The 23,626-nt window shown below is 53.7% G+C and carries 27 protein-coding genes, 1 tRNA gene and 1 pseudogene; 6 read left to right on the forward strand and 23 right to left on the reverse strand.

What is annotated here, in order from left to right; genetic code table 11:
* Positions 1 to 49 precede the first annotated feature (49 nt).
* From HY36_RS09150 to HY36_RS18605, 7 genes are all read right to left on the reverse strand, one after another.
* A complete protein-coding gene (locus HY36_RS09150; protein WP_035551593.1) occupies positions 50 to 1,834 on the reverse strand; it encodes a carboxylesterase/lipase family protein in 1,785 nt (594 codons plus the stop codon).
* A gap of 109 nt (positions 1,835 to 1,943) precedes the next feature.
* A complete protein-coding gene (locus tag HY36_RS09155) occupies positions 1,944 to 2,429 on the reverse strand; it encodes a UPF0262 family protein (RefSeq protein ID WP_035551596.1) in 486 nt (161 codons plus the stop codon).
* The gene (gene hisD, locus HY36_RS09160; protein ID WP_035551599.1) at positions 2,426 to 3,730 is read right to left on the reverse strand and encodes a histidinol dehydrogenase; all 1,305 of its coding nucleotides are present in this window, start codon (positions 3,728 to 3,730) and stop codon (positions 2,426 to 2,428) included. The genes HY36_RS09155 and hisD overlap by 4 nt, the downstream gene beginning before the upstream one ends.
* A gap of 2 nt (positions 3,731 to 3,732) precedes the next feature.
* A complete protein-coding gene (locus tag HY36_RS09165; protein ID WP_035551602.1) occupies positions 3,733 to 4,182 on the reverse strand; it encodes a DUF2948 family protein in 450 nt (149 codons plus the stop codon).
* Positions 4,183 to 4,202: 20 nt separating this feature from the next.
* Entirely contained in the window at positions 4,203 to 5,483 is a 1,281-nt protein-coding gene (murA, locus tag HY36_RS09170) for a UDP-N-acetylglucosamine 1-carboxyvinyltransferase (RefSeq protein ID WP_035551605.1), read from the reverse strand.
* A gap of 66 nt (positions 5,484 to 5,549) precedes the next feature.
* Complete coding sequence (locus HY36_RS09175; protein WP_051602666.1) at positions 5,550 to 6,755, reverse strand: cytochrome P450; 1,206 nt, start codon at positions 6,753 to 6,755, stop codon at positions 5,550 to 5,552.
* On the reverse strand, positions 6,752 to 6,892 hold the full coding sequence (locus HY36_RS18605) for a hypothetical protein (RefSeq protein WP_164473914.1): 141 nt from the start codon (positions 6,890 to 6,892) through the stop codon (positions 6,752 to 6,754). Before HY36_RS18605 ends, HY36_RS09175 begins: the two co-directional genes overlap by 4 nt.
* Positions 6,893 to 6,971: 79 nt before the next feature.
* Here HY36_RS18605 and HY36_RS09180 point away from each other — a divergent pair.
* Positions 6,972 to 7,046: transfer RNA gene (locus HY36_RS09180), tRNA-Thr, on the forward strand.
* Positions 7,047 to 7,311: 265 nt separating this feature from the next.
* Positions 7,312 to 7,560, forward strand: a complete 249-nt coding sequence (locus HY36_RS18645; protein WP_035551608.1) for a hypothetical protein — start codon at positions 7,312 to 7,314, stop codon at positions 7,558 to 7,560.
* 57 nt (positions 7,561 to 7,617) lie between these two features.
* On the opposite strand, the pseudogene HY36_RS18880 reads toward HY36_RS18645, so the two are convergent.
* The 6 genes and pseudogenes from HY36_RS18880 to HY36_RS09220 form a co-directional block, all read right to left on the reverse strand.
* Positions 7,618 to 8,613 (reverse strand): annotated as a pseudogene (locus HY36_RS18880) (recombinase family protein); the annotation flags it as partial.
* On the reverse strand, positions 8,610 to 9,008 hold the full coding sequence (locus tag HY36_RS09200) for a hypothetical protein (protein ID WP_035551621.1): 399 nt from the start codon (positions 9,006 to 9,008) through the stop codon (positions 8,610 to 8,612). The gene HY36_RS09200 and the pseudogene HY36_RS18880, both read right to left, overlap by 4 nt.
* Positions 9,009 to 9,173: 165 nt before the next feature.
* Positions 9,174 to 9,605, reverse strand: a complete 432-nt coding sequence (locus HY36_RS09205) for a hypothetical protein (RefSeq protein WP_035551623.1) — start codon at positions 9,603 to 9,605, stop codon at positions 9,174 to 9,176.
* A gap of 26 nt (positions 9,606 to 9,631) precedes the next feature.
* The gene (locus HY36_RS18525) at positions 9,632 to 9,865 is read right to left on the reverse strand and encodes a hypothetical protein (protein WP_162175974.1); all 234 of its coding nucleotides are present in this window, start codon (positions 9,863 to 9,865) and stop codon (positions 9,632 to 9,634) included.
* A gap of 23 nt (positions 9,866 to 9,888) precedes the next feature.
* The gene (locus tag HY36_RS09215; protein WP_035551628.1) at positions 9,889 to 11,493 is read right to left on the reverse strand and encodes a type IV secretory system conjugative DNA transfer family protein; all 1,605 of its coding nucleotides are present in this window, start codon (positions 11,491 to 11,493) and stop codon (positions 9,889 to 9,891) included.
* Positions 11,494 to 11,690: 197 nt separating this feature from the next.
* The gene (locus tag HY36_RS09220) at positions 11,691 to 11,987 is read right to left on the reverse strand and encodes a hypothetical protein (RefSeq protein WP_035551630.1); all 297 of its coding nucleotides are present in this window, start codon (positions 11,985 to 11,987) and stop codon (positions 11,691 to 11,693) included.
* Positions 11,988 to 12,102: 115 nt separating this feature from the next.
* Here HY36_RS09220 and HY36_RS18365 point away from each other — a divergent pair, with 115 nt between their 5' ends.
* Positions 12,103 to 12,447: a hypothetical protein gene (locus HY36_RS18365; RefSeq protein WP_035551633.1), complete on the forward strand. Its 345-nt coding sequence runs from the start codon at positions 12,103 to 12,105 to the stop codon at positions 12,445 to 12,447.
* Between the two features lie 192 nt (positions 12,448 to 12,639).
* On the opposite strand, the gene HY36_RS09230 is transcribed toward HY36_RS18365, so the two are convergent.
* From HY36_RS09230 to HY36_RS09240, 3 genes are all read right to left on the reverse strand, one after another.
* Complete coding sequence (locus tag HY36_RS09230) at positions 12,640 to 12,927, reverse strand: hypothetical protein (protein ID WP_155841825.1); 288 nt, start codon at positions 12,925 to 12,927, stop codon at positions 12,640 to 12,642.
* A 76-nt stretch (positions 12,928 to 13,003) separates the two neighbouring features.
* Positions 13,004 to 14,119: a hypothetical protein gene (locus HY36_RS09235; protein ID WP_035551638.1), complete on the reverse strand. Its 1,116-nt coding sequence runs from the start codon at positions 14,117 to 14,119 to the stop codon at positions 13,004 to 13,006.
* Positions 14,120 to 14,647: 528 nt separating this feature from the next.
* The gene (locus HY36_RS09240) at positions 14,648 to 15,109 is read right to left on the reverse strand and encodes a recombinase family protein (RefSeq protein WP_051602667.1); all 462 of its coding nucleotides are present in this window, start codon (positions 15,107 to 15,109) and stop codon (positions 14,648 to 14,650) included.
* 276 nt (positions 15,110 to 15,385) lie between these two features.
* Between HY36_RS09240 and HY36_RS09245 the strand changes: the two genes are divergently transcribed.
* Entirely contained in the window at positions 15,386 to 15,850 is a 465-nt protein-coding gene (locus HY36_RS09245; protein ID WP_035551640.1) for a hypothetical protein, read from the forward strand.
* Here the strand turns inward: HY36_RS09245 and HY36_RS09250 are convergent.
* Complete coding sequence (locus HY36_RS09250; protein ID WP_035551642.1) at positions 15,847 to 16,689, reverse strand: hypothetical protein; 843 nt, start codon at positions 16,687 to 16,689, stop codon at positions 15,847 to 15,849. The genes HY36_RS09245 and HY36_RS09250 overlap by 4 nt on opposite strands.
* Positions 16,690 to 16,886: 197 nt before the next feature.
* On the reverse strand, positions 16,887 to 17,789 hold the full coding sequence (locus tag HY36_RS09255; RefSeq protein WP_162175975.1) for a hypothetical protein: 903 nt from the start codon (positions 17,787 to 17,789) through the stop codon (positions 16,887 to 16,889).
* 140 nt (positions 17,790 to 17,929) lie between these two features.
* On the opposite strand from HY36_RS09255, the gene HY36_RS18370 reads away from it, so the two are divergent.
* Positions 17,930 to 18,106, forward strand: a complete 177-nt coding sequence (locus HY36_RS18370; protein ID WP_155841827.1) for a hypothetical protein — start codon at positions 17,930 to 17,932, stop codon at positions 18,104 to 18,106.
* Positions 18,107 to 18,664: 558 nt separating this feature from the next.
* Here HY36_RS18370 and HY36_RS18135 read toward each other — a convergent pair.
* From HY36_RS18135 to HY36_RS09280, 5 genes are all read right to left on the reverse strand, one after another.
* Positions 18,665 to 19,450, reverse strand: coding sequence for a DUF4145 domain-containing protein (locus HY36_RS18135; RefSeq protein WP_081806127.1), 786 nt, complete (start codon positions 19,448 to 19,450; stop codon positions 18,665 to 18,667).
* The gene (locus HY36_RS09265; RefSeq protein WP_035551651.1) at positions 19,450 to 20,709 is read right to left on the reverse strand and encodes a three-Cys-motif partner protein TcmP; all 1,260 of its coding nucleotides are present in this window, start codon (positions 20,707 to 20,709) and stop codon (positions 19,450 to 19,452) included. The genes HY36_RS18135 and HY36_RS09265 overlap by 1 nt, the downstream gene beginning before the upstream one ends.
* Positions 20,710 to 20,725: 16 nt before the next feature.
* Complete coding sequence (locus tag HY36_RS09270; RefSeq protein ID WP_035551654.1) at positions 20,726 to 21,511, reverse strand: DUF5131 family protein; 786 nt, start codon at positions 21,509 to 21,511, stop codon at positions 20,726 to 20,728.
* Positions 21,512 to 21,911: 400 nt separating this feature from the next.
* Complete coding sequence (locus HY36_RS09275; protein WP_035551656.1) at positions 21,912 to 22,529, reverse strand: mobile mystery protein B; 618 nt, start codon at positions 22,527 to 22,529, stop codon at positions 21,912 to 21,914.
* Complete coding sequence (locus HY36_RS09280) at positions 22,526 to 22,996, reverse strand: mobile mystery protein A (RefSeq protein ID WP_035551657.1); 471 nt, start codon at positions 22,994 to 22,996, stop codon at positions 22,526 to 22,528. Before HY36_RS09280 ends, HY36_RS09275 begins: the two co-directional genes overlap by 4 nt.
* Positions 22,997 to 23,418: 422 nt before the next feature.
* Here HY36_RS09280 and HY36_RS09285 point away from each other — a divergent pair.
* Positions 23,419 to 23,626: antirestriction protein ArdA (locus tag HY36_RS09285; protein ID WP_035551660.1), on the forward strand; the 208-nt coding region annotated here is incomplete at its 3' end.

Below are 23,626 nucleotides of genomic sequence, written 5' to 3' on the forward strand. Positions count from 1 at the left end.
CAAGGCACCAGGCCGTGGCCCTTTCCTCGCTCAACTTGCTGTTCGAATTCTATTGTTCGCAACTTTCCTCGACAAACTCTCGCCAATCATCAAGCGTGCCACCCACGCGGCTGACCATGTCGATCACCATATTCGCCGTCTTACAGCGCTGATGATCCGTCTTCATGCGTGAGTCGCTCAGAAAGCTCTCAAACAGAGTGTCCGGGGTCGGGGTGGCCGGCCCCATTCGCACGCCGCCATCCTTCTCGCCATCCAGCAGCATCAGGCTCTGCTCTACCGGAGACTCCGCCCACGCGGTCCAGCGCGGCAAAGTGCCAGACAAGCCCCGCCCCGGCGCACCATGGTGCGCGAAAGCGGACCAGTATTCTATCATCTGTGCCGACAGCGTCTCGCGGCTGGCCTTGTTCTTCTTCGAGAAAAAGATGCCAGCCGGGTCTGTCTCTTTCTGGTCAAACCCATTGATGATGAAGGGCATCTCCAGCGAGTGTGAAGCCCCCACAAGAAAGCTGATATCTGTCAGCAGTTTCTTTCCCTGCTCGTCCCAGTCAAAGCGGTACGTATAAACCGGCGCTGTACGCACAGAGGCCCAGGCTTCGGCAGGTGCGCGCACGCCGTGATACGCCCAGACCGTATCGGGATAATCCCCAAAGGCGGCGTAAACGCCCTTGTCCCTTGGCCAGAAGGCAAGGTTGAACAGACTACGCATCATCTCCTTGTCTGCAAAACCAAGCCCGCGAAGTTCATTGCGATTGGTGCCGATCAGCAATGGAAGGTCCCTTAACCCGCCTGTCTCACGCAGAGCGGCCTGAATGCCCATTTCGGGTACGACGATCCCGTCATTCGCGGTATCCACGGGACTGATCAGGCCGGGCATGTCCATCGCCGCCGGAAAGGATTGGTAGGTGTCGAAGATGTCCTTGAGGGGAAGCGCGCGCAAATGCTCGGCCAGCGTTTCTGGCGTCACCTCGTTCTGAGGCGGCAACCCGCCTGCCTCCACCATGGCCTCAATGAAGGTGTCGGCTGAAACGCTATTCGCCAGATTGCTGGCGGAGCCACTCACCGCGTCTTCATAGGCGGCGCTCTGGAACCCGCCGCTCTGCATGATTGCCTTGTGGAACAAGCCATCGGAGAGGGGCGAACTCATCAGCGCAGCGATGTTGAACGCGCCTGCTGATTGTCCGAACACTGTGACATTTTCAGCGTCGCCCCCAAAAGCCGAAATATTCTCCTGCACCCATTCCAGCGCAGCGATCTGATCCAGCAGCGCGAAATTCATGGATCGGTCCAGATCGGTCTCCGCCGTCGCGACCAGGGACGGATGCGCGAACCAGCCCAGCATGGCGAGGCGATAGTTTATGGCGACGATGATCACATCTCCCTGCGTCGCCAGATGGCCCATTTCATACATGCCCGCCGAGCCGCCAATGTTCGCGCCGCCATGGATCCAGACCATCACCGGCAAAGGCCGGTCACCCGCATCCGATGGCGCCCAAACGTTCAAATAGAGGCAGTCTTCCGAGCCAGTCAGTGTCCAGTCCGCATCGGCGCTGCCAAACAGATTGCTGTACTGAACGCATTCGCGGTCAGGTTTGGTAGCTTCATATCGGCCTGCCCAAGCTTCCGCCGGACGCGGCGCGCGCCAGCGCAATTCTCCGACCGGCGGCGCAGCAAATGGAATTCCATACCAGGCCATCGTATCCGCCGCGCCAAATGTGCCAATCACCTCACCTTGCGCGATCGTCCGGATCGTTGAGGCCTGAGGTACGCGGTCAAGCGAGGCGGTGTAGCCTTTCGTCGCCGCGGACTCGCACGCAACCAAAAGAGCGCAAGCCATTATCAGGCCCGCCCAAAAAGCAGGTCTCAGCACTGCATATTCCTCCCATCATCGTTTCACGCGACGATAGCCAAAAACATTTCAATTGCAATGTTTCTGTGAGCGCGCCCTATCCCGCGGCGCGGGTTTGTCCGGCGTGGAGGGCGCAGATCAGCGTGAACAGGCGTCGGGCCGTGGAAAAGTCGACGTCGATCTTCCCTTCAAGGCGCTCGGCGAGGAGTTCAGACCCCTCATTGTGAATGCCGCGCCGTGCCATATCGATAGCTTCGATCTGGTGAGGTGATTGCGTCCGGATCGCGTCGTAATAACTATCGCAGATCATGAAATAGTCGCGGATCACGCCCCGGAACGGGCCAAGCGACAGGATAAAGGTATGAACATCTTCGCCCGCTTCGTTGCGGATGGCGAAGACGAGCCGGCGTTCGGCCTTGGAGAGGTTGAGCTGATACGGCCCCTCATCCTTGTCGATCACCTTGAAATGATTGTCTTCCAACAGGTCAAAGATGGCGACGCGGCGCTCATGCTCAGCGTCCGGGCCGGAAGCGCCCAGGGTCTCATCGTCGATATCGACACCGATGAGCCTGTCCGAACTCACCCGTCGGCGTCCCGGTTCGTTCGGATGGAAATGGATCGCGCATGCGCCGGCAAGCGCTCGGCCTCGGCAAGGCGCAAGGCGGCTGGCGCGATCGCAGCGAAGCCTTGCGGCCCGGCCCGCTGTACGCTCATCCGTTTTAAAAAGTCATATAGCCCCAGGCCGGACGAGAACCGCGCGGCGCGGCTGGTCGGCAGCACGTGGTTTGACCCGGTGACATAGTCGCCCAGCGCTTCCGGCGTGTGGTGGCCGAGGAACACCGCCCCCGCATGACGTACCAGCGGAAGAAGCGCGTCGGGATCCTCGATGCAGAGCTCCAGATGCTCGGCAGCGATACGGTTGGCAATGCTTGCTGCAGCGTCCAGATCAGGCGCCACGACGATGGCGCCATTATTTGTCCAGCTCTCCCGCGCTCGCTCACCTGTGGCGAGGGAATTCAACTGGTTTTCCACAGCCTTTTCCACAGAATCTCCCACAGCCTCATCCACAACAATCAGAATGGATTGGCTGCTCGGATCATGCTCTGCCTGCGAGAGCAGGTCTGCGGCCACCCAGTCCGGATTCGCCGTGTGGTCTGCGATGACGAGAATCTCTGAAGGCCCGGCAATCGTATCAATACCCACTCGCCCAAAGACCTGGCGCTTGGCCTCAGCGACAAAAGCGTTTCCCGGCCCGACAATCTTGTCGACTGGCGCAAGATTGGACGTGCCATAGGCCAGTGCCGCCACGGCCTGTGCTCCGCCCATCGGGTAAAACTCTTCAACGCCAGCCTTCAGCGCCGCATAGGCGACAGCGGGCGACAATTCGCCTTTCGGGGCTGGCGCGACCATTACGATGCGATCCACTCCCGCAATCTTGGCCGGAACGACATTCATCAATACGGATGACGGATAGCTGGCCCGCCCGCCCGGCACGTAAACGCCAACGCTTTCCAGCGCGGTCCAGCGCCAGCCGAGTTCAACCCCGGCATCGTCGGTGAATTTGTGGTCGTTCGGGCGCTGGGCCGAATGATAGGCAGCGATACGATCATGCGCGAAATCAATCGCGTCGCGCAGATCCTGCGGGCATTCAGCCGCCAGCGCGTGCAGATCTACATTGTCCGACTTCAGCGTGGAGGGATCCAGCTGCAAGCCATCAAATTTCGCCGTGTATTCCGCGACAGCTTCACCGCCGCGCTTGCGCACGTCTGCAATGATATCCGCCACGATTTTAGCCACATCGGCGCCTGTGCCGCGTTCCTGTTCGAGGAATTGGGCAAATTCGCCATTAAAGGCATCAGTGGAGGCGTAAAACCTGCGGACCATGTCTATCTCCGGCGCCGCTCATGATTGGGCAGATGGCGCGTCGGCCACACATAGTCACTGTCGAGCAGGGTTGCATCCAGAACTTCGACGTCCAGTTCGATTTCCCCATCACCAGCAAACAGCAGCGTCACCTTCCCGCCCGGCGGTTCATCCGCCGGGGTAAAGCTGACCTGAAGCAGCGACAGGATCATTTCCGGGTCGATCTTGTTCACGGCGCGGGTTTTCACCCCCATCACACCATCGAACGCCAACAGGGAACGCACGCGTTCGCCATCGCCCCGTTTCGCGCCAGCTTCCCAGCGGAACCTGTTGATTTCCAATGTGAATCGGTTGCGCCGGGACTCATATTTCAGGTTTCCGGCCTTCACGACGCTGTCCTGAATGGCGGCCGAAATGACTTCCAAATCCTCCGCTGTCTCAGCGAGGAGTCTCAGTGAAGTTTGGTCGGCCATCAGCGCCCCTTGATCAGTTCTCAGTCTTCATCCTCGGACCGGCGTTCAATGCTCGCCCCGCAGGCGTTAAGTTTCTCTTCCAGTCGCTCAAATCCGCGATCCAGATGATAGATACGGTTCACCACAGTCTCCCCCTCTGCGGCAAGCCCCGCAATCACGAGTGAGACTGAAGCACGCAGATCTGTTGCCATGACGGGCGCAGCGGTCAATTGCGGCACCCCTTTCACGACAGCTTCCTGCCCGCGTACAGTTATGTCGGCGCCAAGGCGAGACAATTCCGGCGCATGCATGAACCGGTTCTCGAAAATCGTCTCGCGAATGATGCTCGTGCCATCGGCAAGGCTCATCAGCGCCATGAACTGCGCCTGCAAGTCAGTCGGGAAACCGGGGTGCGGCTGGGTCGACACGCTGACGGATTTCAGACGCGATCCGTTGCGTACGATGCGCAACGTGCCGGCCTCTTCATCCGCCTCAACTGTAACGCCTGCTTCGCGCAATTTCGCATTCATCGCACCGAGCGCAGCAACCGGCGCGCCCTCAAGCGTGACATCCCCGCCGGCAGCCGCGGCTGCCATCGCAAACGTGCCAGCCTCGATCCGGTCCGGCATCACGGCGTGGGTAGTGCCGCCAAGCGTCTCGACACCTTCGATACGGATCTTGGACGTGCCCGCCCCCGTAATCCTGGCGCCCATCGAATTGAGGCAATTCGCCAAGTCTTCGATTTCCGGCTCGCGAGCCGCGTTTTCAAGGACCGTCACGCCCTGCGCCAGCGTCGCCGTCAGCATGGCATGCTCGGTCGCGCCAACGCTTGGCATGGCAAAATTGATATGCGCGCCTTTCAGGCCGTGAATGGCCGCCGCCTTCACATAGCCCTGCTCAACCCGCAAATCCGCACCCATGGCTTCCAGCGCTTGAAGGTGCAAATCCACAGGTCGCGCGCCGATAGCGCACCCGCCCGGCAGCGATACCGTGGCGTGACCAGACCGCGCGATAAGCGGGCCAAGCACGTTGAAGCTCGCCCGCATCTTGCGGACCTGATCGTAAGGCGCGATCGTGCTTTTCAGCTCGGCGGCGTTCAGATGGCAGGTCGACTCGCCCTTCGGCCAGTACACTTCCACGCCCAGCGTCTCCAGCAGCTGCGCCAGAAAGCGTGTATCAGCGAGGTTTGGCATATTGGTGAGCGTGATCGGCTGATCGGTCAGCAGGCACGCAACCATCAGCTTCAGGGCGGAGTTCTTCGCGCCGGAAACCGGAATGCGGCCGTTCAGCTGAGCGCCGCCCTTGATGTGCAATCTATCCATGACTTGCCCTTATACAGCGCTTCGCGGCTTTGGAAGGGCCTGAATGTGGCATCTGCTGCACAGAGTTTATCCAAATATTACCGGCAGTTGTTTCAGGCCACGCAGGCCGGATCGCGGGATCCATTTCAACCTGTCTGGATCAACGCCCAGCGTCAGACCCGGCCATCCGTCCAGAAGGCAGTCGAACGCAGCCTGCGCCTCGGCGCGCGCCAGATGCAGGCCGAGACAGATATGCGGGCCGCCGCCCCATCCCATGTGCCGGTTCGGGCGGCGCGTCAGGTCTAGCGACACAGGGTCTTCAAAGACGCGGGGATCGAGATTTGCCGCAGCCAGCATCCCCACCAGCCGATCCCCCTGTTTCAAGTGCAGGCCGTGAAATTCCGTGTCTTCCCGTGCGTAGCGCGGCTTGGTCATCTGAACCGGCGCGCAATAGCGGACAAGTTCGTCCACAGCGATGCCGCGCCCATCCTCGTCCATCGCGCGGTAAGCGTCCGCCGCCCCCGGCGTCGTGAGCAACGTATACAGCCCGGTCGAGATGAGATGCTTTGTCGTTTCGTGCCCAGCGATGAAGAGGACGAACACCATCGCGACAAGCTCATCGTCGCTCATGCGCTCGCCATCCGCCTCTGCATGGACCAGTTCCGTCACAAGTCCAGGCCCCGGCTCCCGGCGCACGCGCTCGAATTCGTCTTCCAGCATACGCTGGACCGGGCCGAGCAGGGTCAGTCCACGCAGCACATTGAAGATGTTCGCGGTCGCTGTGAGGCCCTGAAGCAGGGAGTCCAGACGCTCGCGCAGCGCTCCCGAAAAACCCAGCAGGTCATAGATCACGATCAAGGGTAGTTGTCGGCACAGGCCTTCTACCAAATCCGGCTCTCCTGATTTGACCATGTCATGCACCAACCCGTCACAAGCCTCACGAATACGCGGCTTCAGCTCATCAATGGAGACGCGCCGGAAAGGCTGGTCGACCAAGCGCCGGAGCCGTCGATGGTCCGGATCGTCGAGTGACAGCAGATTGTTTGACAGGCGCTTCAGGGATTTCGGCAGGAATTTCATGCCAAAGGGCGAGTCCGCGCCCGCATTGCGCGCGTCCACGGCAAAGCGGTCGGAATCCTTCAGGAATTCCTGGCACTCCGCATGGCCCAGCACCAGCGTGCAGCGGCCCAGAAAGGGCAGTTTCTGAGTGATGAACAAGCTTTCGCCTTGCGCAGGCACGAGGAAATCCTGCGGCGCACGCAGATAGGCCTGCGAGTTGAGCGGAAGGCTCACCCCTTTTCACCGCTGTCTGGCTTTGTCGCCGAGGGCGCCTTCTCCTTGCGAGTCGCGGCCTTGCGCCGGCGCAAATTGGCCCTCAACGCCTCGGCCCGGCGTGCGGCTTTTTCCTGTTCGTTTGGCTTGTCTGTCATGTGAGGTGCTTTTCGCGGCAAAACGGTCTTTTCATGTCTGCCAGCATAAGCTAAAGCCCGCTTTCCATTCCTGCAATGTGCCGCGGTAGCTCAGTGGTAGAGCGCATCATTGGTAATGATGAGGCCGGGAGTTCAATTCTCCCTCGCGGCACCATTGCATCACTCCCCGCAACAGCGGGTTCCATTTGGGCCATTTTCTCTCCTAACTCATTGAAAATATTGAATGGTAACGACAAGGGTGAGGGTTTAAAGCCTTCTCCTTTGCGGTAGCGCAAATGCTCCGAAAACGTCAGTTTCAGCACCAATCTGCGCAGGTCCAGCCGCCCCGATTCCCATAGTAAATACGGGGCTTTCAGGAACTTCAGGGAGAGTTCAAAAACTCTCTCCATAGGTATCAACGGTTTTACGCCTATTCTGGCGTGTTCCAGCGCGATGATCTTCCGGCGCTCTTCGGCATCAATCCGCCGCTCCAGAGCCGAGATAACACGCGCGTTCGAGCTTTCGACAATGCGGTCCACAAGCGCCTGAATTTCCGCCTCAGCCGCGTCCGCCTCTTTCTGATAGGCAAGGACGCGCTCATGCGCCTGCCTGTTCTCACGGTCCCAAAGATCTTTGAACATCGCCTCAGCGAGCCTCAGAAGCCACTGAGTGGGTTGCAGCTCTTTTAGGAGGTCCGTGAACTCAGCTTCCATCTTATCGCGTGAGATCGTCTTGCTGCGCTGATCACAACCTTTCTGCGCACACCAGAAATAGGCATAGGTCTTGGTCTTGCCCTTGCAGTGTCCCGCCGTCATGGGCTTGCCACATGAGGCGCAGCTTACCGCCCCGCGCAGGATAAATTTCTCGGTCGTATCAACGCGCGAGGGCGCATAGACACCGCGCTCAAGAATTTCCAAAATCTTCTGGTGCGTTGTGGGCGAGACAAGCCCTTCATGCTTGCCTGGACGCAACGACACGCCCCAGACTTTGGCATAGACCATCCCCGCATAGACGGGGTTGCTGAGAAGTCGGACGATGGCCTGCGGGCGCACACGCCCTTTGGGAGACTGCGCAGCGAACTCGGGCTGAGATTGAAGGAAGCGCTGAACTTCGACCTGCGAACCAAGGCGGCCTGATGCAAACCCATCCAGAGCGCTTTTCACAATCGGGCCAAGTACAGGATCAGGAACAAGCACTTTCCCGCCAGATTGGGCCTTTTGATAGATGTAGCCCTTAGGCGCGTGAAACACCCAATAGCCTTGCTCTACACGGGCTTTCATTTTCTGGAGAACCTGACGGCGGTTCTGCTCGCGCTCCAACTCCCCTTGAGCCGCAAGCACGGTCTCAACGAATTTGGATTCCGGCGTGTCTTCGAAATTGAAGTTCGGGCATTCGCGGATAGCTCCGCGCATTTCCATCTCACGTTTGAGCTTGAGATAGAATTCCGTATCGCGGCTGTAGCGTTTCAGATCATCAAAGATGACCACGAAATTATCGAACGGATTATCATCGAGAAACTTGAGAAGCGCCACCATGCCGGGGCGTTTCATAAAATCACCATAGCCGCTGATATCGTCAGGAAAGACAGCAACGACCTCATAGCCTTTACTGGCGGCATGCTCGCGGCAAAGATGCTCTTGTGAATCCAGACCGCTTCCTTCCGTACTCTGAGACTTGCTCGAAACACGGCAGTAAATGACAGCCTTTTGTGGTTTGGTTGAATGGTAGTGCGCTCTGGTCATGCCTCGACTCCTTCCTGAGCCGCTTCATCCAAATGAGCAGCGACATCATCAAATTCAGTTATGAGGTGCTTATGCTCAGAGCCTAGCAGAATTGACCGCGACTTTGGGGGCGCCGTGTCCTCAAAATCGACTTTTCCACAGGCTTGCTGAATAGGATGAACACCAAATCCGAGCATGACGAACTCGCTCATGATGTTCCAGATTGCTTGAAGAAGTTCCAGCTTCTGGGCCTCGCTCAAATCGGCGTCAGCCAAGAAGTCTGCATACTTGTCGTAGTCAAATTCAACGCGTTTCGTATCGCTTTGAATTGTCTTATCCGCGCCTACCGCTGCGCGTGTCTTACCCTCTTTGTGCGGAGGTGGGTGAATAGTCTCCTTTGCGTGGTCCTTTGCCATCGTTTTTGTTGTCCTTGTCGTCTAGGGTGATTTCATTCGTTTCGTCCTTTCCTCTTCTTGCGTTGCACTGTGACGGGATCGCCAAGGGCAAAAAGAACATAAAGTGAACATACGCTCACTTTTGAATTTTGGCAAGAAGAATCTAAGTGGCTTTAGGCCCGCTTCTCAGCGGGCCGCCCTATCTCGCGGTTTAGCACGGCGTGCGCCGCGTGAGGGCTTGCGCTCCTCCTTGAAACGCTCGCGCGCAATGTCCTGGCGGGAGCTTTCCTCATCATGCCAGTCTTCGGCAAAATCCCGTTGTTCATCTCTCGTTTCTGACTTTTGTTTTTCTTGAGAATGCGCACGCCTGCGCATCAGCACTTCCCGATGGGTTTCACGGGCAAGCTCGCTGACTTGAAGAAGGTCTTTCGAGTTAAGCGTTGCAGTCTCACGGGGATTGCCATCCTCATCGCGATAGAGCTTGGTGATACGGGTATTAAAAAGCGGGCCGTACTCTCCCTCGCTTCTCCATGTCGCGCTGCGCAACGCGCCATCACGCAAAACAAAATTGGGGGCACTCTCACTGTTCTGAGGGGTGTTTGCTTTGTCTTCTTTCATCATGTCTCCTGATTGAGTGGGTGGGGTTAAAACGGGTCGTGAGAAACAGCCTGCCTGTGATCGCGGTGGCTCTTCTCCGATTGCTGCGCCAAACGAGTGCGGATGAAAGCAATCCTTCGCTCCCGCATGCGCTGCATGTCATAGTCGGTTTGGTATTGGAGGCTTCCGCCTGGTGTAAGCGTTGGAATCGCATCCGGCACGGCGCGATGCCTCTCAAGCCGATCCGCTTCAGCAGATGTGACCATTTTCGGGTGGCTCAATTCTATGGCTCCTTGAATGAGGATTAGTCTTCAATGCGGGACCAGAGGCCGTTTGCGTATTGCGGATAGTGAGCAAAACGCTCCGGCACGGGTTCTGTGACGACACGCCGCCAAGCATGGCCCCAGCGGGTCTTAACACGCACGCGGGTCTGCGGAGGGTGATACGGATTGGGGTGATAGCGCCCCGCCATGAAACGCTGCTCGTAATAGGGCTTACGGTTACAAAGCAGTGGCTTGGGAAGATCATCCGTGAAGATATATTGCTGGTCTTTAGGCGTGTTCAGCACTTCATCGGCGGTACGGAGCAAGCGGTGCTGTTTACTCTTTTGCTGCGCTTCCCGCGCATGATGCGCCATACTCATGCCTGCGGCAAAGGGGTCGCCGCCGTTTATCAATGACTGCATCGCCTGATGCTTGGCATGGCGCGCGCGTTGTTGCATCAGCTCATCATCATATTCGAGCGTTTGCGAACCAAGCATGCGTGACACGGCCTGCGCGGTATCGATATCACGAACAGCGAAGTAGCTTTGGATTTGCGCGCTTGAAGTGATGATGTTTTTTGCGCCGCCACCCAAACGATCCATCTGAAAGACGGATTGAAGCACCGCCCACGGACGGATGCCAATCCCTGCGCCGTAAGTGAACAGCTTCTCCACCAGAGGAAAGCCGCCTAGCTGCGCGCACTCATCCAAAATCCATGTCTGGCGCGGGGCTTGCGGCATGCGTGCCTTATAGATCATCCCCGCCACGAACAAGGCTTTGATCACGGGCGCCCACGGCTCGATAAATTCGGCAGGTGGCATGATATAGAGCTGCACCGCTTGCTCGCTGCACAGTTGCTCCATCGAAAAATCAAAAGGCGGAGAAACAGCGTCCATAAGGACGGGATCAGATAGCGGCGATAGTGCCTTGAAGAGTTCCCCCACAATCCCCTGATAGCCTGTGCTTGCGCCATCCACGCGCGCATTGGCAATCTCTTCTTCGATACGCTCGGAGATCGCAAAGCCTGACTGGCTCATCTCGAACGCAAAATCGAGCCATTTCTCGCCGCCCCCTGGAATGAGATTCACGGCATCATAGAGGTGCTTGAAGGTCAAAACGCCATGCAATCGAACCAGTGTCAGGATAATACCTTCGAGAAATTCGCGCGCCCGCCCTTCAAAATAGTCGGCATTCGAACGCACAGAAGGCGGGATAAGATTATGCGCCAATACTTTGACATCTGAGATCAGGCTAGGGCTTCCAATACGCACAAAATCGACAGGGTTGATCCGATGCTGCGGCAAGCCGTGCAAGCCCGCAGGGTTCCAATAGATGCAGTGTTTTTGGTCCACAGTCTGATTTTGACTAATCGCGGCCAGCTCGCCCTTCATATCCAGCACAAGCATCGAAGGCGAGTGGATGCCCGCACACAGATTATAGGAAAGCAAATCACGTAATTTTCCGCCCCGCGCGCCTGCAATCAGAAGCAGCCCACCAGCGCCACTATACCAAATTGGCGCATTGCCCAAGAATCCGATCAGAAGCGAGTGCGGATGTTGCTTGAGCATACCGGCACGGCGGAGATCCTGCTCAATGCTAAAAGCGGCTGAGCCGAAACGTTCGGCTTGGTTGTCTCGTAATTTCATTGTGGTGTCTCCAAAAGAAAAGGGCCGCCAAAATGGCGGCCCTGATGAGTTGAATTGCCCGCTTACGCAGCGGCGAGAATGATCAGAAAGACCACAATGCCGACGGCCCACATCCAACCGTTGTCATTTTTCTTTTTCTTGAACAGGTGGATTGATCGGTCGTGTTCGTATTTAGCCATGATTTACCTCCTTTCTTTTCAGAACATGCGGCTGGCGAGCGCGAGACCGCCCATTACCAACGCGGTTGAAATTGATGCGCGGGAGACGAAGAAAACGAGTGCAGCGCAAACCACGCCCCAAGCGAAAGCCGTTACGTCTTGATATCCGTGGCCGTAATTGTTGGACGTAAAATCCTGCACAATTTCCACGGTTCTCCCGTACAACGGCGGCGCACCAATAAATGTCGCAACCGCCGCAAGCGTATTGGCCAACCCAACAACCGATCCCATAAAGATCGACTGCCCAGCGGCCTTGTGTTTCTCATTTGTGAGCATGGCAGTCCCTTTCGATTGCCGAGCAACTTGGCTCGACGAAAGAGGTATCAGCCGCTAACCCGCGGTCAGGGCGATAAACAAAAAAAGAGCGCCGAAGCGCTCCAATTTGAGGACATTGAATAAGATCGTCTTCGCACTAATTGTCATTGGCCGCGCGGACGCCCCACATCATCGCCTCTTCGGGATGATAGGCTCGCATAATGGTAGCAAGGGTGCGAACCCGTTCCTTGCTTTCTCTGCGCAATCGGGGCCTCACGCCGAGCGGTACTGGTCGGATGTAGTCACGAAACCATTCACGGATATTGGGATGCTCGAAGACTTCCATATCCAGAAAAACTTCATCGCCAGCCTGGTCAGATATCCATCCTCTGTAGTCCCGATACAACCCACACAGATGTTCATGCCATTGGCTAAAGCAAAGGCGGTGCTTGAATGTGTAGACGAGCAGGAAGGCTTTTAAGTCAGCCTGAAAGAATGGACGCCGTAATTCATCATCTCTGAAAATCGGTGAAATTAGACGCTTGCAGTATTGCCTCGAAATACATCCAACACACATGCTCAAATTAGACTCCCACGCTGAGTTTCTTGTTGATCCATAAAATCAAACTCACATGGAGGGCTAAGAAAAAACCATAGGAAGTTTCTTGTCTTTTTAAGGAGATGGCATTGGCTCGCCAGGACGCTCCCAAGATTCAAGAATTTTCGGCCACCAGTCCAAGCGCCCTGTCATGTCGCAGATATCCAACAGAGAATTACTGTTGGCATCAACGACATCAAAGTCATGTCCATCTTGAAGCAAAAGCCATTCGAAAAGCTCTCTATTGCCGCTTCTGATGGATTCTTGCAAAAGACTACCTTGAAAATACGGATCTGCTTTCCTCAAATCATCAGGCAATATTATACTTTTTTGAAATTTCTCATTTTCTCGATTTGATATCATAAGAAATAACTGGCAAAATCTAACGTCCATGCCTCAGTATAACATACCGATCTTTATACGGACTAGTTTATTCTGCCTAGGGAATAAAAATATCCGATTCTGGAAACTGCTGTAATACTCGACTTCTTGCGCTGAAGTCTCTCCGAATTTCGGCTTCGACACGCCGAATCAGAACAGATAATTTTCTATGAGTAAGCATCCCATCGAGTTTCGTGTTTCTATTTTCGAGTGGCAGCTTTTGTGAATTCGAAACAAGTAGTGGGAAGGTGTTATTAATTGCGGTTCCCATGTCAATTTCGGCAGAATGCACGCATACTTTGGCCTCGACGGGGCCAACATGAATAAATTTCATGGGCATGAATTCATTGCATGCAGCATCTGATAATTTTTCAATATACTGTAAGCGCGATTCAAAATCCCTCGGACTCATAAATATCGGAGTTCTTGATATATGGTAATGTGAAGGGGCAACCATCCTAACTTGCTTTATCGCAAAGTAGGGTTCTTGGCTTACCTGATCATCAAGATCAAAAGGCCCCATGGAAACGTCAATATATATAATGAAGCTATTGAGTTCATGATCCGCCAAATTCAACACAATGTGGTTTCTTGTGACGGTCGCAAAACCAGTTAAGTAGAATTTTTGAGTGGCGTCCCAATTTTCATCATAGACAAGAATCCCCCTACATAAAATTACGTTCCAGTCTTCTAAATGAATTAGTTGAATTGCAGATGCGTTCGAACGAATTCCGGAATCGAACAAGAGCCATCCGGATGCAAGTTTCAGCAATTTTTTGCTAGCATGGCTTGTCTGAAAACGTCTGGACTCAGATTTAGCTTGAAAGACGAGTGAGCTATCTAAAACGTACGCCTGCTGTGGAATTGAGAATGATGTTCTAAGAAAATCCAGAATCGCCTTCGATATCCTTCTCTGTGGACGCCTTTTGCCAGCAAGGAAGGTTTTGATTGTTGCTTCCGCAATGTTTGGTGCGCTGGAGGTTTTTGAGTTTGCGCGATATGTATACTTCGAGGCCTTGGATACCAGATGTGCAAGTTCGGAGTCCGTGAGTTTTCCGTAGCGTTTCAAGCCGGCCAAATCCGCAGCTAACAGTTTGTTGCTCAGATCGTAGAGGTCGCTGTTCAGCGTTGCCAAAGACTCTTTGGAAAGCGTGGCCCTGTTTTCTATGTTCATCCATCAACCTCCAATGACCGGAATCGGAGACTATCAGGCCGCCCCACAAAAAAAGAACCTGAATTATCGGTTTTTTTTGAGTGTTGGCGATTAAAAGCTGAAATTGTGGGCGCAAGCAATCATTCGTATTTCGCTTTGAAACATTTGAGCGCCCCTATGTGGCTTCTCAGTAATCTGGACAATTCGCGCACGGCTCGACGTGAAAACGTTCCTTCTTTAGATGCATCCTATAATGCACAGGGCTGTCTTCATTCGGCTCTTTCGTAGCGATGTAGAGCTTTGGTGTTTCCTTGAGTAAAACCGCAACGAATCCACAGGGTCCATGACTACGACGCTGCCGTACTCTCTTTCCCTGCCATCCATCATACCACGGTTTATAAGCCTCGCCAGCAACAAGCGTATACGTCTCAATATGCTGGACCGTGTATCCCGATGTCTCGCTACGAGATTGGTTCTTTTTGTCACTCATCTTGACCTCTAATTTGTCGATAGCGCGTGTCTAACATATCGGAATATCATGGAAGGGGTTTAAGCCGCCATGCGCCACCTTTCATCTTTGCGTGGTCTCCCAGGAAACCGCCCCTTCGTGGCGGCGACGGCCAACCCCGCCAATGTTCTCTCCCGAATAATCTGCCGCTCAAGCTGCGCTACGGCAGCGAGGATATGAAACACGAACTCCCCCATCGGGGTTGAGGTATCCAGCTTTTCGGTCAGGCTCTCGAACTGCGCCCCGCGTTCAGCCAATGTCTCATTGACCTCCACCAAATGTCGGAGCGAGCGGCCCATGCGATCCAGCCGCCAAACGACGAGCTTATCGCCTTCGCCAATCTTGTTCATGATCTCGTCAAATGCAGGGCGTGATGTCTTCGCGCCGGAGAACCCAATGTCACCGAGGATTTCACAGCAACCCGCATCTTTAAGCGCATTGATTTGCAGCTCAGGATTCTGGTCAGCCGTGCTGACGCGGTAATAGCCATATGTCTTTGTCATTTCGGGCGTCCTTGTTTGTCATGTGAAACGACGCCAGCGGCCACCAAAGCAACGCTGGCGACACACCCGAAAAAACGACCGTTTTTGTTGAATTTGCACGGTTACGATTCGCAACGACCCGCACTTGTTGTGAAGTCCAATTAAATCAAAGACTTCTTATTCAATACGGAACGTAACACAAAGTTCAGTTGCCTTGCAAGAAAAACGGTCCTTTTCTGACCGGAATTTGCAAATGATTACAGCGCAGTAGCCCGATGGAATTTGAGGCTATTGCCCATGAAACGAACAGCACAAGCAGGATTACTGGCACTCGCCGCGTCGTCGCTTCCCTTCGCAGCGCATGCCGACGATGCTCCCCCCGCAGCGCCAACAACAGCGGTGGCCGCCACGACCATCAGCTATGTTGAAAACGCAGACAATGCCGCAACCGCGTGGAATGCGATTCATCCGGAGGGTATCGGTGTTGCGGTTTACATGGGAACTGAAACCGACCTCACACCTGAGCAGTTAAGGACAGGTCTCACAAACATTGCGAACAGTGGGGGGATAGAAGATATTGAGTTCTTTTTCGAACAAAATGACGTTCCGCATACTGGCTTTGCTTTGTATTACGATGACGTATTCGAAGGCCCCCTCAACCTTGATGAGATAATTCCCTCAACTCAAAAGGCTGCCCGTTATCTTCAAACCAATCAAGAGCTACTTCAGACTGCAAGCATATCTGAGGTGTCATACGATTAGGTCTGACCTGTCAGTGACATAAAGCTGTTCGCATCAAGCGCCGGAGCCACCTCAAGGTGTTTATCGGTATTGGCATCCATTTCAGCATCCATTTCTGCCGCAACGTCCTCATCGGAGGCATTGTGCTTAGCAAGCCTCACAGCCGCCTGAGATGCGCTTTCACGCGCTGCTGTACGCTCGGCCTCGGTCGCTGCAGGGTCGTTATAGGTCGCTTCCAGCTGCTGCGCTTCGATTTCAGCCTGCCTGATATCCCAACGCGTTTTTGCCCATTCCGCGCGATCTCCGTATTTTGGATGATCCCTATATTCCGGCTTAATATTTCCGTTCTCATCAATCATCTCATCGATGAGCGCTTGTTCTACGCGTTCACGATAATCCTCCAGGCTTTCACCATCCATGCGTTGCGGGATTTCGTCTTCATCCAGAATCTCAAGAGCGAGATCTTCGCGCCAACTATCCCCGTACTTTTCTTCAAAGCCTTTTTCCATTTCATCAGCCTGAGCCTCCATTCGCTCGATAGCGTCCTTCAATTGGCTCAATGTGATGAGGAACATATGATTATCAGTTGCCCGCTTGGCCTCTGATGCCTGCACCTGCGCGGCTAACGCTGCTGCGTCCACGCCGTTCACACGGATACTCATCTGTGACGGATCAATAATCCCCGCCCAGACCTGACGCACAAGGTTTGTTTGGAAGAGCTGGCTTTCGCCGCCATGCGCCACCGCAAATGCATTCACAAGCGTTTCTAACGGTGGCGGTGCCATCGCTCCAATTATCGGCTCCGCGATCGACGCGCCTACGGCCTTAAATTCCTCTATTTTGCTTTCCGGCGTTGCCATCCCACACATATCTCCCCATGCCTGCCTCTTATCGGGCTTGTCGGCTTTTTAAGCGGCTTTTCACGCGCTCGATTGTATAATTTTCAAGTAAAAGCGAACTTTGATGCACAGCACCATTTCGCTTTCCTAGTCAGTATAGGGAGTATTTTTTAGTAATATGTAAATATTTCGTTGGATTTATTTCAACTTTTATCTATTTACACATCATTGGCATCCGGCAGATCGGCGTAAGCATTAAGCACCCACTCCAGATGCTCTTTCTCCGCAGCCAATGTATTGCCCAGGAACCAATCCCGAACCTGTTTTGAGGTTAGATCCGGCGGGGGCCGCGTTGCCGATGCCAGAAGCCGCCTTGGTGAGAGAAGCGTGCGTTTTCGCTCTTCATGCAGACGGTTATAAAGTTCGTCGGAAATCACGATATAGCCGAGCCGCTTTAAGCTCTCCCCGAGACGATAGCGTTTCATGCGCGCTCTGGGTTTAGCAGGGCCTACATCATTGAGGGCGAGGTCGGGAACCGCTCTCGTATCATCCATATTCGTCAGGGCCGCTTTCTTTTGCGCGCCGGCCGGCTTGGCAATCGGCGGCATGGAACGCACCACCTCCACGCTTTGCGATTCCACGGGCGTTACAGACGGGGTAGATTTGATCGCATCCGGTATTGTTCCCAGATATTCTATCACCGACAACCATTCATCCTCGGGAACCGTGTCTACCGTGCCACGCTTCCATCGCGTAAGGCGATGCGCAAGGGCTTTGCGGTCCCGCTCATGCTTAAGCCGTTTGACAAGATCAGAAATTACAATCTGTGTGCGCTGAAGTTCGGCAATGAGCTGTACCCGCATATCCTCATTGAAAGAGATACGCCTGGATGCCTTGCTGTATGTCGATTTCGGAACATGAGCAGGTCTATCGGGCAGCGCAGACAGAATCGACAGCAGAGCTTCAAACGCGTTGGAGGAAATTTGAGAGCTTTGCTCTTGTATAAGCGCCCTGACCGTTTCCGCTTCTACATGTTTGCGATATTTGCGGGCCACCATATGCCCGAATTCCCGAAGGGTCAGCCCTGTTCGTTTTAGCTCTTTGCTGAGTTTCCGTCTCATCCGGTGATGATAACTGATTGAGGGGAGAGACTTCCATCATGCGCGCAAAGGCATCCACAGAAGCACGAAATTCTTTCCAACAGCGCATGAGATATGGTGGGATGAACTGGTAATTATCTTACGGCCAAGGAGGGCCGGAAATGAGCATGAGCGAAGAGAACAGCGCTATCAGCGAGCAGCAAAAAAAGCGGACTGCCGAGTTAGAAGCATTGCGGGCGCGACTCATCGCAGCCGAGGAAAGCGGGTTTTCTAAAAGGACGCCGGAAGAGATCAGACAGGCTGCAAAAGCAAAACTGAAATCGAATGACGATCTATAGTCTGAGAATATCGGTATTGAAGGCGAAGTCATAAGCGGTTCGGTGCGTGGGACAGGGTTCAGAGTTCAAATTGGTAGTACAATGCACGGGGTTGGCATTTGCGTGATGCGCAAGGTGTAGTCTGGTAATACCAGACACCTTGGCAAGGGAACCCGCTGCGCGTTCCCGTTGCATCCCTCCGGCCCTGGCTCTTCCTGGGGACAAACCCATCCAGAGCCATCAGAACGTATCGCCGTTCAATCACTCGTCAGGGCATTTGGCCCCCGACACCCGCCATTCAGGAGAGCCTTCGTGCTACCCCTAAAGACCCCATGACAAACGCTTTCGTCGTTTGATCCCGAGCAGGAGACTTCGCTCTCCCTGCACCCATCGACCAAGGAGCCTTCAAGCCCCTTTGGAAACCCTGACCATTTCATGGAGACGCTTTCAGCGCGACAATTTTATTGAGACCAACCCTGCGCGAATTGGATACCGATCAGGTCTTTCGTGACCCGATACCCAACAGAATTTCTATTGCACATCGGTTTGAAGCAATTACACAACGCAAGCGACAAAGGCCTATAAGGTCGACTTCTTGTTGCGTACGGGTGGCTTGCCTTTCCGCCTCTTTATGTCCTTCGCAGCTGCTTTTACTCGCTTGGCTTTGGTGCTGAACGCAATACTAATCACATGTTCCATAATCTCGAAAGCGTTCAGCAAATCACTACGATCTACGCTCACCGCACTCTCGTGACTTCCGTGATTTCCAAGAAAGCGAATTGAATGTAGTAGATCGGCGATTTCGGCATACTGGGGTCCAAGCAATCCGATACGCTCGTTCAACATCAGCGGCCTACGCTTACTCTTTTGGATTTTTGTGCGGTTAACTTTCAGCGCAGTTAGAACCCGCTCAGCGGCAAGACGAAGCTTGTTTGCACTCGAAGACGTATCGATCCAAATCAACGATGAGGCCCTCTGGATTTCTTCAAAAACATCCGTTGGCGTTTCTTCTACGAGCGCAATGAGAGATGGGCTTGGGTGGATAAATTCCGGGTAGAATATTTCCACGACCTCCATCGTTGTTTGGCCATCATAGTCATATCCGTAATCAAGATCACATTTCACAGTGCCGACGACTACAGCTCTCTCACCGCACTGAGCATCAGAACACCTCAAATGTGCTGAGTATCTCTTCTCGATCCAGTCTGGCTCCCATGCCTCGTGTGAATGTGCTGTAGATGACCAACCTGTTTCTTCATTTACAAGGCTGCCTTCTACAAGCTGAAGTTGACCAATAGCGCATCGCGGGCAAGGCCAACTTGGTACGGTTGTGTAGCGCTCGGCCCAAAGGGATCGATCAAACATCACTCTTTATCCGCCTTGCCGTTTGGAAAGAGGATGCTGAAAAAGCTGCGCTGCGGCTTAAGTTTGAGCGTATCGCCAGGATGAATCGTATTTGCAACGCGCCGCTCCCCTCCATTGGGCGTAATAACGGTTAAGTCCGGACTTTTGATTATAGCTTGATGAATATCATCCGAATGTGCGGGCGTGTGATTGTAGATATCCTGATAGAAGTCTTCGACTTGGATAGCGTCCCCTGAATTGGCCAGACGCCTTGGAATATCATCATAAAGTTGCTCGGTTGCGCGTTTGCGATCCTCATCTTTGAAAAGGTACAAGGTCGCATCCTCATTCGGATCATAATGCAGCATATCCAAGCCGGCACGTCCGAAGTGGGCCTGCGCACTGCTGTTTCTATGAAGGATGTTATTGTAGACTTGTCGCGCTCGGGTTTTCTTCGCGAAATGAATGAGCCAGTAACGCCACCCAGTGGGGTTGTTAATCGAAAAGGGACTGACATAGACTCCAAAGCGCGACATTGCATTGTAAACGGTACGTTCTGCAGCACCTAACCATGCTTGATTAGTCATGCACTCTTCCACGTTGTCTATGGAAGGTACGCTAACGCCAAATCGTTCTAGCCGCCTTTGCAAAGCGTCCTGATCTGTTTTTGGAAGATAGGTAAGAAGCGCCTGTATCATGAACGTTAGAATAATTTCTGGCGCAGCAAAAGAAGTCAGAATGTCTGAAATTGTATCAAGCTCAACGAGACTATGTCCGCACTGATCCAAATTAAAGAAAACAGAGTTCTTATAACCACGATTTTCAATCGTGGCCTTGATGCTCGGATATGCTACCTCGAACTCCTGGCTCAGATAAAATACCTCAATATTGAGCTTGTCGGCTTGTTCCCTGATTTCACCGAGCTGTCCGGCAATGTTTTCCTTACAAAGATCAACAACGCCGGGAGTCGCGTCATTTAGGATTAGAAGAACATCGATTTGGATAGCTCTTAAGCCTTGCGCCGCTCGTTCAATATTTAGGGAATTGGACACAGCGTAGAGGGTTTCCAGAAAAATGAGAGGTGAGCCAGGCGCGCCGCATCGATATTTCCCTGCACCGCAGAAACCATCCACGATTGCCATCCGAAATCGCTCTTGGTTCGGATTTTGACAGCGAATGCGCAGGTAGTCAGAGAAATACTCTCTGAGTACTTTGTGTTTACGCTTGGAGTGTTCATCAAGCTCAGCGCCATCTTCCCACTCGTATACTTTTGCAACCACTCGCCCCTCAATCCTGTTATGATGTTGCTACGAGGACCGCCGTGGGCATCTCATCCCACGTCCTACCACGATAAGAACGTCCATTTGCTTTCTTGGAGCGTTTTTTGTTATCAGCCCCCCAAGTACCCCATTGTTTAAAAAAGAATGCCGTTTTCGCATCGCGGCATTGCTCATAAATCTCATCGATCCATTCAGTTTTGATTGGGCGGGCAGCATGACCACTTTCTCCACCGACAATCGCCCAATCAATACTGCTCAGATTAACTTTGCCTACTGAACCAATCAGCGGCTCAAAAGATATAAATCGTATAGCTGCGGGAACTTCCCGCAGGTAATCAACTCGTTCGACAACCTCTTTATTCTCAACACTTGTCCCCAACCAGACATTCGGTAAGGATGGGCGATCCCAGTCAGAGAGTATCGCGGCCATGCGGTCAGGTCTCTTAGTGAGAATCTGGTAGTGATGGCGAGGTGTATCTTCCATCACATCCCAAACTTTCCGAATAAAATCTTCGCTCACTTCAGGATGAAACAAATCACTCATCGAATTTACGAAGATTTTTCTTGGCTTTCTCCAACGTCTCGGAATTTGGAGAGCGCTATGATCTTCGCGAACCACACCATTCCATACAGTGCGTTTACCGCTCTTTCGCGTCAGGCCTTCATATTTTGAGACACCCATTGCCTCCAGACGCTTCGCCATCTGCATAGCGTAACAGTGCGTGCAACCACTAGACATGATCGAACAGCCTGCAACTGGGTTCCAAGTCGAGTCTGTCCATTCAATTTGCGATTCCGCCATGCTGACCTCCCAACAAAGCCCTTAGCATCTTCTCTTTCCGTTAACATTTCTGTAACCACGACCAAACGTTCACTATTTGTACCAGCTTGCTTCTCTCATTGCAATTCGATAATTTTCTTTCCGGACCTGTCCTCACTGCACTTCCTAAAAATAGACGAACCCCGAGGCTCGGCGCTAAGCGCCTACGCCCACCGTTGGTTTTGTACTCTGCTTGGATACCCGATGTTCGCCACAAGCCAAGGTTTCATGTCCAACCCATCCTCAAAGGAGAAAAATGTGCGTATAGAGACCTTGTGCGCTCACTTGTCGAAGCATCGCCATCTGAGTAGTTTGTGAAATTGCATGGTGAAAAGTCATTGACTACGTCAACATCGAGGTCGTTGATCCATCTACCATTCCATCAACCATTGTCGTTGTTACAATCACCACACCCGACAAATTCCAGTAGCGGGTCGTAATCGTGACCATCGGCAGCGCGGAGCGCCGCGATATAGGCGTCCCGTCTTTCGTTGTTGTTGGTCAGGTCTGCACCGTTTTCCCAATCTATCGGCGCATGCTCAAAACACTCCGTTAGATAGGTATCTGCCGCTATCCGTGCATGGCGTCCATTTCCGTTTGCAAATGGATGAATCTGCACAAGGCGGTGATGGAAACGCGCCGCCGCTTCCAGAGGCGGATAGGTGGTGTTCTCGACCCAGAATTTAGCATCGCCCAGGAGGTGGCGAATACTCACCCCGATCATCATCGGATCAATGCCGATATTCTTCTCCCGCAAGCGGTATGTTCCCGCCCATCCCCAAACATCGCCAAAGAGCCGCCTGTGAAGCTCGCGCAAAAAATCATCCGTGAGGATATCGGTTTTGCGGCGGCGTCCAAGCCACAACAGGCCGGCTTGAATATTGGCCTGCTCTAACTCATCCAATTCGCCGCGCGTTGTGATGTGATCGAACTTCAATCCCTCCAATTCGTCAGGATCAAGCGGTGTTGCGCCATCGGGTTCGCCGAGTATTCCGTTCATTCCGCCTCCCAGAAGTTGGAAGGCGGATTCTGGATCAGCTCTCTGGTCAAACGCTCAATCTCGGCCTTGTTCTGCTCATCTCTCAAGGATTGTTTTTCCAGGGCCATGTGCGTTGCCGCGCGCTTCACAAGCGCAGTGGCTCTCTTGCGGGCCTGCGCCTCGATAACATCCTTAAGATCACCGCTTTCCGGTATGATCGCATAGACAAAACGGCAGCCAAGACCTTCAGCCATCTCATGCATCGAGCGCAGCGTCACGCCGCCCTCAATTTCGGACTTCTCTGCCTGAGAGATGCGTCCGCGTGAGAGGGACAAGCGTTTGCCGAGCTGCGCGCCGGACATGCCCAATGCTTTCCTCACAAAGGAAATCCACCCCTCTTTCGGGGTATGAAGCTGCCCCACAGGCGCAGCAGCCGTCTCATTGATCCGGCTCAGCATTTGCTTTCTGGCGATGTCTTTTACACTCATAGCGTTCACATTTATGGCTGTAGATCATACACAATTGTTCGTATATTTATAGACAAGTCAACCTTATTTGTCAATCTATTTATAGACACACACGGCCATTATGTCTTTATATATGTAAACAAAAAAGCGGCTCGCAAGATCGCACTTGCAAAGATCAGTCACGATTAGATCATCCTGGCGCGCCTTCCAGCCCGGGTTGTCGTGAACCAAGCCCGCAAGGGTCTTGGCCATTGGGCGTCCATCCCTCGCGCAAGGGCTTAGGGCGCTGCCCTCGCCGCACTTCGCAAAAAATAGACGGTCTCCCGAGGCTCAGGGCAAAGCCCTTGCGCCCGCCGTCGATTTTCCACTCCGCTTGGACACCCGCTGTTCGCCACGAGGCGTCGGTTGCATGTGCAACCCATACCCTACGGGAGATCAGTGAAATGAAAGACCAAACACATGAAATCAGAATCTATGTCGCCTGCTTAGCCAGCTACAATAACGGACACCTGCACGGGCGCTGGATCTACGCCAACCAAAGCGCCGCAGCAATCTGGGCGCTCGTCTCAGACATGCTCAAAGACTCACCGATTGAAGAGGCGGAAGAGTGGGCAATTCACGGTGCGACCAGAAAGTCGCATCTGTTGAGTG

The sequence above is a fragment of the Hyphomonas atlantica corrig. genome (assembly GCF_000682715.1).
GTDB lineage: Bacteria > Pseudomonadota > Alphaproteobacteria > Caulobacterales > Hyphomonadaceae > Hyphomonas > Hyphomonas atlantica.